Source organism: Sanguibacter sp. Z1732, from assembly GCF_051020515.1.
Lineage (GTDB): Bacteria > Actinomycetota > Actinomycetes > Actinomycetales > Beutenbergiaceae > CALKWS01.
Window position 1 is genome coordinate 2742246 of record NZ_CP194857.1, and the last position, 10948, is coordinate 2753193.

At 68.3% G+C, this 10948-nt stretch carries 8 protein-coding genes; 6 read left to right on the forward strand and 2 right to left on the reverse strand.

Features of this window, described 5'->3' with window-relative positions:
• The first annotated feature begins 28 nt into the window (after positions 1–28).
• The 6 genes from ACRRRO_RS14485 (at position 29) to ACRRRO_RS14510 (ending at position 6773) form a co-directional block, all read left to right on the forward strand.
• Positions 29–802, forward strand: coding sequence for a Gfo/Idh/MocA family protein (locus ACRRRO_RS14485; RefSeq protein ID WP_434080463.1), 774 nt, complete (start codon positions 29–31; stop codon positions 800–802).
• Positions 803–1464: 662 nt separating this feature from the next.
• Positions 1465–2469: an alpha/beta fold hydrolase gene (locus ACRRRO_RS14490; protein WP_434080464.1), complete on the forward strand. Its 1005-nt coding sequence runs from the start codon at positions 1465–1467 to the stop codon at positions 2467–2469.
• Positions 2466–3497 (forward strand): aminopeptidase P N-terminal domain-containing protein, encoded by a 1032-nt coding sequence (locus ACRRRO_RS14495; RefSeq protein ID WP_434080465.1) that lies wholly within the window; start codon positions 2466–2468, stop codon positions 3495–3497. Before ACRRRO_RS14490 ends, ACRRRO_RS14495 begins: the two co-directional genes overlap by 4 nt.
• Complete coding sequence (locus tag ACRRRO_RS14500) at positions 3470–3934, forward strand: M24 family metallopeptidase (protein ID WP_434080466.1); 465 nt, start codon at positions 3470–3472, stop codon at positions 3932–3934. Before ACRRRO_RS14495 ends, ACRRRO_RS14500 begins: the two co-directional genes overlap by 28 nt.
• A gap of 47 nt (positions 3935–3981) precedes the next feature.
• Entirely contained in the window at positions 3982–5436 is a 1455-nt protein-coding gene (locus tag ACRRRO_RS14505) for a beta-L-arabinofuranosidase domain-containing protein (protein ID WP_434080467.1), read from the forward strand.
• A gap of 2 nt (positions 5437–5438) precedes the next feature.
• Positions 5439–6773: a hypothetical protein gene (locus ACRRRO_RS14510; RefSeq protein ID WP_434080468.1), complete on the forward strand. Its 1335-nt coding sequence runs from the start codon at positions 5439–5441 to the stop codon at positions 6771–6773.
• A 135-nt stretch (positions 6774–6908) separates the two neighbouring features.
• Here the strand turns inward: ACRRRO_RS14510 and ACRRRO_RS14515 are convergent, their stop codons facing one another.
• Entirely contained in the window at positions 6909–8855 is a 1947-nt protein-coding gene (locus ACRRRO_RS14515; protein ID WP_424796892.1) for a glycoside hydrolase family 127 protein, read from the reverse strand.
• Positions 8856–9032: 177 nt separating this feature from the next.
• Positions 9033–10841: an ABC transporter family substrate-binding protein gene (locus ACRRRO_RS14520; protein ID WP_434080469.1), complete on the reverse strand. Its 1809-nt coding sequence runs from the start codon at positions 10839–10841 to the stop codon at positions 9033–9035.
• Positions 10842–10948: the final 107 nt, after the last annotated feature.

The following is a 10948-nucleotide window of genomic DNA, read 5'->3' on the forward strand; positions in this document are numbered from 1 at the left end:
GGATAGGGCGGCGTTGGGGATTCGGGTGATGAATGCGGGGAAGGATTACTTCACCGATAAGGCGCCGCTGACGACGTTGGAGCAGTTGGCTGCGGCGAAGGAGGCGGTGGCGGCGACCGGGCGTAAGTATGCGGTGTATTACTCCGAGCGTCTGCATGTGGAGGCTTCGGTGTTCGCCGGTCAGTTGATCGAGGCCGGTGCGATCGGCAAGGTGGTCCAGGTGATCGGGATGGGCCCGCACCGTCTCGGTGCCGCGGGGCGTCCGGAGTGGTTCTTCCAGCGGGAGCGGTACGGGGGGATCTTGTGTGACATCGGGTCGCATCAGATCGAGCAGATCCTGCATTACACCGGCTCGACCGATGCCGAGGTGGTGCGGTCCCAGATCGCGAATTACCACAACCCCGATTACCCGGAGTTGGATGACTTCGGTGATGCGATGCTGGTGACCGATACCGGGGCCAGTGGGTACTTCCGGTGTGATTGGTTCACCCCCGATGGTCTGCAGGGGTGGGGTGATGGGCGTAGTTTCATCCTCGGGACCGAGGGGTTCATCGAGCAGCGTAAGTACATGAACATCACCACCTCCGATGGTCCGGGGCATGTGTACCTGGCCAATGGGCAGGAGGAGACCCATTTCAATGTGCACGGCAAGGTGGGTTACCCCTACTTCGGTGAACTGATCCGGGACTGTCTGGCGCGCACCGAGAACGCGATGACCCAGGAGCACGCCTTCAAGGCCGCCGAACTGGCGGTGCGCGCCCAGATGCAAGCGGTCGACCTGGTCCCACGCCCCGCCCACTGACCCCCGCGCCCCACCAACCCGAGCACTCGTCCGACCACCCGGAGCCGCTCACCCCAGCACCCCCGAGCGCTGAGACGGGTGGGGTGCGGTGGCTCCGGTCGCGCACCCCCTGTCTCGCGGGCGATCGACCGGTGTCACCTGGAGTGGGGCGCCAGGGCGAGCCCTGGAGTCCGGTGGCTTGCCAGGGGTAGCCCCGGTTGGCGCGAGGGCGGGTCCCGATGGGCGCGAGGTGCGCGCCCCAGGCCGGCCCCGCTGGGTGCGAGGTGCGCACCGGGGCGAGCCCGGTGGACGACGGTCCAGGCGGTGTGAAATGGTACATACCATCGAGGTTTTCTAACGGAGGAATGCTGCGTGACTCGAGCCGAACCCTGGACCTACTCCATGCCCGGCATGTGGGTGAGTGAACGAACGATCGAGGTCCCCCTGGACTGGGACGAACCGAGTGGGGAGACCATCGAGGTCTTCGTCCGCGAACTCATCGACCCGGGCCGGCGTGACGCCGACCTGCCCCTGATCACCTACCTCCAGGGTGGCCCCGGCGGGGCGAACCCACGCCCGCTGACCGGCTCCGGCGGCTGGCTGGCCGAGGCGCTGGCGAACTACCGGGTCGTGCTGGTGGACCAGCGCGGCCCGGTCGCAGCACACCGATCGAGGCCTCCGACGTGCAGGCCCGTGGCGACGCCGCAGCGGGGGCTGACTACCTGGCCAAGTTCCGCGCCGACTCGATCGTGCGGGACCTGGAACACGTGCGTACCACCCTGTACGAGGGTCGCAAGTGGGCCACCATCGCCCAGAGTTTCGGCGGTTGGATCACGTTGACCTACCTCTCCGTCGCCCCACGGGCCCTGAGTGCCTGCTACATCCACGGTGGGGTCCCGGGGACGCCGCCGGCGGCCGCCGACGTCTACCGCCGCACCTTCACCCGGGTGCAGGACAAGACCGCCGAGTTCTACCGTCGCTACCCGGCCGACGCCGACATCGTGGCCGCGATCGCCGACCACCTCCAATCCAACGACGTGCGATTGCCCGACGGCGACCGGCTCACCGTGCGTAGGTTCCAGTCCCTGGGCATCGACTTCGGGATGAAACCCGGCTTCGAGCGGATGCACTGGCTGCTCGAGGGGGCGTTCGTGCGACCGGGCCGGCTGTCCACCGGCTTCCTGGAGCAGGTCCAGGCCCGCACCTCCTCCGCCGGCAACCCGCTGTTCTGGACGCTGCAGGAGTCCATCTACGGCGACGTCGGCTCGGGCCCCACCGCGTGGGCTGCCCAGGCCGAACGCGACCGTCGCCCGGAGTTCGCCGAAGACCGCCGCCCCTTGCTGTTCACCGGCGAGATGGCCTTCCCGTGGATGTTCGGGGAGGTACGGCTGCTGCGCGGCTTCGCCCCGGCGGTGAACGAACTGGCCCACCGCCAGAACTGGTCCCGGTTGTACGACCTGGACGCCTTGGCCGCCAACGAGGTCCCGGTGGCCGCGGCGGTCTACTACGACGACATGTACGTCGACGCCCACCTGCAACTGGACACCCTGTCCGGGCTGGGCAATTCCCAATACTGGGTCACCAACGAGTTCGAACACGACGGCATCGGCGCCGAACGGACCTTCGCGCGGTTGCGCGAACTGGTCCGTGACCGCGGCGGAGAACAGACAGGAAACGAAGCGCGATGACGCACACTGCCCACCAGGCCGGCCCCGCCACCAAGCCCCCATACGCCGGCACCCGCCCCCCGCGGTTGCACCAGATCCCGGCCTTCACCGACTACATCGCCCAGCACTGGGGCTCCCAGCCCATTCCGGTGGACCTGCCCGAGGGAACCGCGCCTGCGGCGGCGGCCCACCGTCGTCGGCTCAGTGCCGCTCTGCCCGGCCGCACCATCGTGGCCGCAGCCGGCACCGCGCCGATCCGTAACGACGACTGCGCCTACGGCTTCCGCGCCGACAGTGACTTCGTCTGGCTCACCGGGGTGCAGGTGGAGGGCGCCGTGGTGGTGATGACTCCGGTCAGCGGCGGCCATGAGACCACCGTCTACCTTCCGCCGCCGTTCCGGCCGGGCGAGGACGGCTTCTTCGGCAACGCGATGCACGGTGAACTCTGGGTCGGCGCCTCCCCAGGGCTGACCGAGTGGTCCCAGGCTCTGGACGTGGCCGTCCGGGACGTCGCCGAACTGGACACCTCCGGGACCATCGCCTCCACCAATGGTCCGGTGCTGGCCACCGCGGTGGTGCCCGAGACCCTGCGCCGGAGCCACTCGATGGAGGTCTCGGCCGAACTGGGCCGTGCGCTGGCCCAGCTGCGGATGATCAAGGACGACTGGGAGATCGCCCAGTTGCGCCACGCCGTGGACGCCAGCGTGGGCGGCTTCGCCGCCGTGGCCGGTGAGATTCCCCGTGCCATCGACGAGGGCCTGGGGGAGCGCTGGCTGCAGGGCACCTTCGACCGGCATGCCCGGACGCACGGCAACGGCCCGGGCTACTCCACGATCGTGGGTTCGGGACCCAACGCACCGGTGCTGCACTGGACCCGGTGCGACGGCCCCATCCTCCCCGACGGGACGCTGCTCCTGGACATGGGGGTGGAGGCCCGCAGCCTCTACACCGCCGACGTCACCCGCACCCTGCCGGCCTCGGGCACTTCTTCAGCCCCGCCCAGCGCCAGGTGCATGACCTGGTGGAGAAGTCCCACCGGATCGCGATGAGCCACGTCCGCCCCGGGGTGAACTACCTGGACTTCCACTTCGCCGCCATGGAGGTGCTGGCCCAGGGCCTGCACGACTGGGGCCTGCTGCCCGTCTCGGTCGATGAGGCACTGTCCCCGGCGGGCCAGCAGCACCGGCGCTACATCGTCTGTGGCGTCGGGCACCACCTGGGCCTGGATGTGCACGACTGCTCCAAGGCCGAGTGGGAGGACTACATGGGCGCCGACCTGCAGCCCGGCGTGGTGATGACCGTGGAGCCGGGCCTGTACTTCCACACCAACGACCTGTCCGTACCACCGGAACTGCGTGGCATCGGCGTGCGGCTGGAGGATGACCTGCTGGTCACCGACGCCGGCGCCGAGGTGCTGTCCGAGGCCCTGCCCATCGATGCCGCGGGCGTCGAGCAGTGGACCCGCCAGCACATGCCCTCCGCCTGACACCCACCCAACCTGGAGACGACGTGACCCAGACCCAAGATCGCGCTGTGCCTACGGTCGGCCCGCTTGCCCGCCCCTATCCGATTTCCGATGTGGTCCTGGCCGACAACAGCGTGTTCGCCGCCAGCCGTGACCGGATGCTCCATCTGGCCCGCACCTACCCGCTGGATCGCCTGCTCGCGGTGTTCCGCACCAACGCCGGCCTGGACACCCACGGCGCTCAGCCGCCGGGCAACTGGGAGGACCACGGCCACCCGAACGAGCAGCCCTGGAGCGAGAGCGACTACCCGGGCCGGGAGAAGGCCCAGACAGCCAACCTGCTGCGCGGACACTACGCCGGGCACTTCCTCTCGATGCTGTCGATGGCCTATGCCAGCACCGGTGAGCAAGAACTGCGGGCCAAGGTCAGCGAGTTCGTCGAGGGCCTCGGGCAGGTCCAGGACGCCCTCGCCGCAACCGGCCGGTACTCCCATCCCGGTTTCCTGGCGGCCTATGGGGAGTGGCAGTTCTCCCGCCTGGAGGGCTATGCCCCCTACGGCGAGATCTGGGCCCCCTACTACACCACTCACAAGATCATGGCCGGGTTGTTGGACGCCTACGAGTTGGCCGGCAACCTCCAGGCCCTGCGGATCGTGACGGCGATGGGCAAGTGGGTGCACGCTCGGTTGTCCAGGCTGGACCCGGCACAGATCCAGAAGATGTGGTCGCTGTACATCGCCGGTGAGTACGGCGGGATGAATGAGACCCTGGCCCGCCTGGCAGTGGCGGCGCAGGATGAGGAGTTCCTGGCCACGGCTCAGTTCTTCGACCAGGAGAACCTGCTCGAGGCCGGCTCGAGCGGCACCGACATCCTCGACGGCATGCACGCCAACCAGCACCTGCCGCAGTTGGTCGGGTACGTCCACGAGTACGAGTTGACCGGGCAGCGCCGCTACCTCGACGCCGCGGCCGGGATCTTCGATTCGATCGTGCCCGGGCGCATGTACGCCCACGGGGGCACCGGGGAGAGCGAACTGTGGGGCCCGGCCAACACCGTGGCCGGGGACATCGGCAACCGCAACGCGGAGACATGCGCGGCCTACAACCTGCTCAAGATCGCCCGGCTCCTGTTCGCTCACACGCTCGATCCGAAGTACATCAACTACGCCGAGCGCACGGTCCTGAACCAGATTCTCGGATCTCGCAAGGCCGAGGACTCCGACGTCTCACCCGAGGTCACCTACATGTTCCCGGTGCACCCCGGGGCGAAGCGGGAGTTCAACAACATCGGCACCTGCTGCGGTGGCACCGGCCTGGAGAACCACGTCAAGTACGGCGAGGGGTTGTTCCACCGGGCACCGGGGCAGTTGTGGATCAACCACCTGTTCCCAGCCGCTCTGAACCGGGTCGGCGCCGATGAGTCGGCCGTGCTGAACGTGGCGGTGCAGGGACAGTACCCGCTGCACGGTTCTGTGCAGATCCACTTCGACGCACCGGCCGGTGGGGCCGACAGCGAGGACTGACCGTGCACGTGCGGATCCCCGACGCGGTCGGCGGTCCGGTGCAGGTGTCGGTCAACGGCGCCGTGGTGGAGGAGTCCGCCCGGGCGGGGGAGTACCTGAGCCTGCAGCGCCGGTGGCACGACGGCGACGACATCTCCGTGCAGGTGCCGCTCACCCTGCGGTCGGTCCCCACGATCGACGACCCGAGCGTGCACAGCCTGGAACTGGGCCCCACCGTGCTGCTCGCCCGGTCCGAGGAGACCACCCAGGTGCCGCTGCCCCTGGCGGGCAACCGCCTGCTGGACGGCAGCCTGCGGACCGAGGCTCCGGCGTCGGACCTGCTGGCGCAGCTGGACGCCGAGGGCACCATCACCTACGCCGGGATGACGTGGGAGCCGGCCTACTCCGGCCAGGACACCCGGTACCACATGTACGTGCGCCAGGCCGATGCCACGATCGCCTTCGCCGGCACCGATACCGGGGTGCCCAACCGGATGCGGCCGGCCGGAGTCACGGTGCTGGACTCCATCTGGGAGCCGGGGGTCTTCGTCGACCGGCAGGCCCTCCTCGCCCAGGTGGCCACCGTGGTCGGCCAGGCCCGTACCGAGGGCGTCCTCGGCCGGGATGAGGCGGGGCGGGTGCTCATCACCGCGGCGCAGGCCGATGTGGACGGCACGGGTACCCCGCGCCGGGCCCGGGTGCGACCCGAGCCCGGTGATGGCGATGCGATCACCTGGCAGACCGGTGAGCAGGACTCCGACACCGTCTGGCTGCTGCCGGCCGGATGGGCACAGATCCAGGCGCCACCGGTGGTCACCGTGGAGGTGGAGCAGGAGGCCGCACCCTCCGGCTGGTACACCACAACCCCCACGGTGGTGGTGCGTGCGGTGCACCTGGATGCCCAGGACGGCCGGGAGGGGCCCGGCGAGGCCGGTCTGACCATCGAGGTCCAGATCGACGACGGCGACTGGCAGCCCTACACGGGTCCCTTCACGCTGGACCAGGAGGGTGGTGCCCACCAGGTCCGAGCCCGGGTCAGTGACGGCCAGGGCCGTCAGAACCGGGACGAACGGGAACTGAGCATCGACACCGAGCCCCCGGAGTCGACCGTCAAGGTGCGCGAACTGGGCAGCAGTGTCGAGGTCACTTTCACCGCCACCGATGAGGTCTCGGGGGTCGAGCGGATCCAGTGGGAGGGGCCCGGTACGTTCTGGGGCACCTTCTCCGAGGCGTTCGTGCGGGCCCTGAACGACACCGAGCAGGTGCTGGAGTACGCCGCCACCGACCGGGCGGGGAACATCGAGCCCCGTCGTCGTGTGGTGCTGCCGGCACTGGGGGAGCAGACCACCAAGGACTGACGACGGCGGAACTCACTCGAGTGAGCACGTCGCGGCTGCCTGGCGCGTCCGGGCGCGAACACGAAAAGGCCGGCCCAGCGGGAAACCCGCTGGGCCGGCCTCGTTCGGTTCGGGGGTGCTTCTCGACCCGGGCGCTCAGCGCTGGGCCGGACCCTCCTGCAGCCAGACCGCCATGGTGGACTGGCCGCGGTTGTTCCAGGTGTAGTACGGCACCGCGCGTAGTTCCTGCTCCTGCCGGGGAGCGGGGGAGGTGAAGTACAACTGTTCGTCGTCGGCCCCGCCACGAACCTGGGCCCACGCCGGTCCCGTCAACGTGGGGACGGATCCATCGCCGGCGTCGACGGGGGCCGGGGTCTGCTCTCCCAGCACCATCGCGTGTGCGGGCACGCCCACATCCAACCCCTCGACGCAGTAGACGAACGGGCCATAGGCCAAGGCGGCACGCCCGGCGGCGGCGCCGACATTGGCCGAGGCGTACAGACGCCGCACGGGCACCTCGAAGTCCACCTCGACCCGGTCGCCGTCGGCCCAGGTGCGGTGCAGACGCACATAGCCGCCGGCCTCGACCACGGCCTCGACCGCCGCCCCGTTCACCCGGACCGTCATCTGCTCGGCCCAGGACGGAGAGCGCAGCAGCAGGTCCCAGGTCGCCTCCGCATCGGTGCTGATGGTGAAGGAGGCCGGTCCGCCGACGGGTGCGCTGACCCGCTGTTCGACCTGCACGCCCGCCACGCCGATGCGGCAGGTCAGGGTGGAGCCGAGGTACAGGTCCACAGCCACCTCATCGGTCCCCAGGCTGTAAGCGTAACTGCCCAGGGAGGCCTCCAGGCGGGCCAGGTTGGGCGGGCAGCAGGCGCAGTCGAACCAGTCCCGGCGGGCTACGTGTCCGTTGCTGGAGAGCGGGTTGTCGTAGAAGTACTTCAACCCGTCGGCGCTCATCCCGGCGATCGCGCCGTTGTACAGCGCCCGCTCCAGAATCTCCAGGTACCGGGCGTCGCCGCTGTAGGTGGCCATCCGCCGGGCCCAGAAGACCAGGCCGATCGCCGCGCAGGTCTCGGCGTAGGCGCTGTCGTTGGGCAGCACGTAGTCGTGGCTGAAGCCCTCGTTGTGGCGGGAGTCGCCGATGCCGGCGGTCACGTACATGCGCTTGCCGGTCAGATGCTGCCAGAGCCGCTCCGTGGCCTGCCACAAGGTGTCATCACCGGTCTCGGCGGCCACATCGGCCATGGCGGAGTACAGGTACATCGCGCGCACCGCGTGGCCGACGGCCTCGGTCTGCTCCCGCACCGGGGCGTGTGACTGGTTGTACTCCAGGAACTGGGTGCGTCGATGATCCCGCTGGGGGAACATCGAACCGAAGTACCCCGGGGTGGCGCGCCGCTGCTGCTCGATGTCGAAGTAGTGCGGTTCGGTGCCGCGGGAGTCCAGGAACGCCAGGGCCAGGTCCAGGTAGGAGCGTTCCCCGGTGGCCCGGTAGAGGCGCACCAGGGCCAGTTCGACCTCCTCGTGACCGCAGTAGCCGCCCTCGTGCGGGCCCCCGGAACCGAACTCCTGCACCAGCAGGTCGGCGTAGCGGCGCATGATGTCCAGCAGCGTGGTCTTGCCGGTGGCCTCGTGATGGGCCACCGCGGCCTCGATCAGGTGCCCGGCGCAGTACAACTCGTGGGCATCGCGTAGGTCGGTGAATCGCTCACCGGGCTTGACCACGGTGAAGTAGACGTTGAGGTACCCGTCCTCCTGCTGGGCCCCCGCCAGGGCCTCGATGGCGGTGTCGACCTTGGCTTCCAGGTCCGGATCGGGGTGGTTGGCCAAGGAGTAACTGGCCGCCTCGATCCATTTGGCGATGTCGCTCTCCCAGAACGGGTGCGGGGTGGGTTCGCCGTTCTCCGGGGTCCAGGTCAGCGACAACGCACCGAGCCGGCCGGTGGAGACCAGGTGGTCGTACTGGGCGGGCAACGTAGTCGTGCGCAACTGATGCTGGCGGGGTGACCAGAACGGGTCATCGATCGCCACGGCGCCGACCGGGACGGACGTGCGGGTGGCGCCCGGTCTGGGTGTGTCAGGTACGGGTGTGTGAGTCATCGATCCTTCTCCGGATGCGGGGAACTTTGGCTGACCATGGTGTTGCAGACGGTAGGGGAAAGGGGCCGGGCCGGCCCGGACCGTAATGGTCCGGACCGGCCCGGTGCGGGTCACGGTGTGTACTGTGACCCGGCTGCGGTGCTCACCGGTCGTACCGGTTCGACCATTACCCCCTGATCAGGAGCCGTCCTCCTCATCGACCTCGGAGTCCTCATCGAGTTCGTCCACGTCCACACCAGTGTCGGTGCCGTCGTGACCGGCGTCGGCCTCCCAGCCGACCTTGGTCCAGTCGATGGTCTCGAACAGGCGCGGGCCGTAGTTGGCCAGCCCGTCCCGGTAGGCCCAGATGTTCGGGCCGTTGTAGTAGATCAGGAAGTGGAAGTGGCGGGAGATGGCCTCCTGCTCGATCCGAAGGGTCTCCAGGGCACGCTCGTCATCGTCCAGGATCGTCGGCAGTGCCGCGACCCACTCGTCGATGTCGTCATCGCACACGCCGGTGGGCGTGTACTCACAGCCCCAGAACCACCCGGGACCGCTGGTGGGGTCCGCGCCGCCCTTGGTGTACCCGGACATCACGATTCCGAAGTCCTGGGTGTTCATCGCCTCGCTGAACTCACCAGCGCCACGGTTGAAGATCTCCACATCGATCCCGGCCTCGCGCATCATGGTCTGGAAGGACTGCGCGATAGCGGACTCGGTCGGGTCATCACCGAAGGTGGACAACTGCACCGTCAGCGGCTCACCGGCCTCGTTGGTGACGATCTCACCCTCCTCGCCGGTCCACCCGGCCGCGGCCAGGGTTTCACGGGCGCCGGCTGGGTCGGTGTCCTCGACCGGGTAGTTGTCCTGGTACCGAGGATCGAACGGCATCAACAGCCAGGAACCGGGCATCTCTTCTTCCCAGTTCAGGCCCTGGAAGCGGACCTCGGCGAGTTGCTCACGGTCGATCGCCTGGAAGATCGCCTTGCGGACCTCGACGTCCTCGATGTTGCGGGCATCGGCGTTGAAGAGGAAGCCACCGTCACCGATGTGCTGGCCGCGGCGGATCTGGTAGCCATCGCCGGGCTCACGCCAGTTGGTGACCTCGGAATAGCGGTCATAGTTGTTGATCTGGACCGCGTCGGTCTGCTCGTTCTGGAACGCCTGGATCGTGGCCGAGGCCTCGTACTGGACGAAGTTGATCCGGTCCAGTACCGGCTCCTCGCCCCACCAGTTCGGGTTGGGCACCACCGAGACGGTGTTCGCCGCCCGGTCGTAGATGTCCAGGATGAACGGCCCGGCCCGATAGTCGGGCTTGAGGTCGTTGACGAAGCCCTCGTTGAACTCCTCGGCGTCCGTCACCTCCGGGTGCACCATGGAGTAGGCGGCGAACAGCGACGTGATCGGCTTCTGCACCTCAGCCATCGTGACGGTGAAGGACCACTCGTCCTCGCCCATCTCGATGCTTTCCACGCGGTTGAACAGGGCCGAAGCGACTGCGTCGAAGTCCTCATCGGTGTTCATCGCAACGGTGTGCTCGTAGGTGTAGAAGTCGATCGGGGTGCCGTCGTTCCACACCGCTTCGGGGTTGAGTTCGTAGTGCAGGATCTGCGTCCCGTCCTCGGTGAACTCCTCCTCCACATCCAGGAAATAGTCGGTGTTCAGAACTGGCTGACCCAACGGGTCGGACTTCCAGGCGCTGATGTTGTGCATCGTGGCCATGATGTCCAGGGTGGCGCCGAAGTACCCATCGACAGCCGCGACGTTCCAGTTCGGGCCCATCCCACCCATCGGGATGGTCAGTTGGCCGCCTTCCTGCAGATTCTCCCGGGGCTGTTCGTTGATGTCATAGACGGCGTCCATGTCATAGGTCGCAGTGCCCTCGGCCGGATCGGTGTCCCCGCCGCCGCTACCGCCGCCGTTTCCGTCGCCGTTGCCGCAGCCCGCCAGCACCAGGGCGCTTGCGGTCAGCAGCGCGGCTGGCACAAGCAGACGCTTGCGTTTCATCTCTCTCATGTGTCGTTACTTTCTGGTGGGTTTGCGGGCGCCCTCGTCCCGCGATGGGTAGAGACCGAGTGGCCTCCGTGGTGTCGGTCGCGTCGGGCCGCGCGACC

Bases quoted from the DNA above. Each gene is read 5' to 3' on its own strand.
- ACRRRO_RS14485 (WP_434080463.1), top strand. From the start codon at position 29: ATGAATGCGGGGAAGGATTACTTCACCGATAAGGCGCCGCTGACGACG.
- ACRRRO_RS14495 (WP_434080465.1), top strand. From the start codon at position 2,466: ATGACGCACACTGCCCACCAGGCCGGCCCCGCCACCAAGCCCCCATAC.
- ACRRRO_RS14515 (WP_424796892.1), bottom strand. From the start codon at position 8,855: ATGACTCACACACCCGTACCTGACACACCCAGACCGGGCGCCACCCGC.
- ACRRRO_RS14520 (WP_434080469.1), bottom strand. From the start codon at position 10,841: ATGAAACGCAAGCGTCTGCTTGTGCCAGCCGCGCTGCTGACCGCAAGC.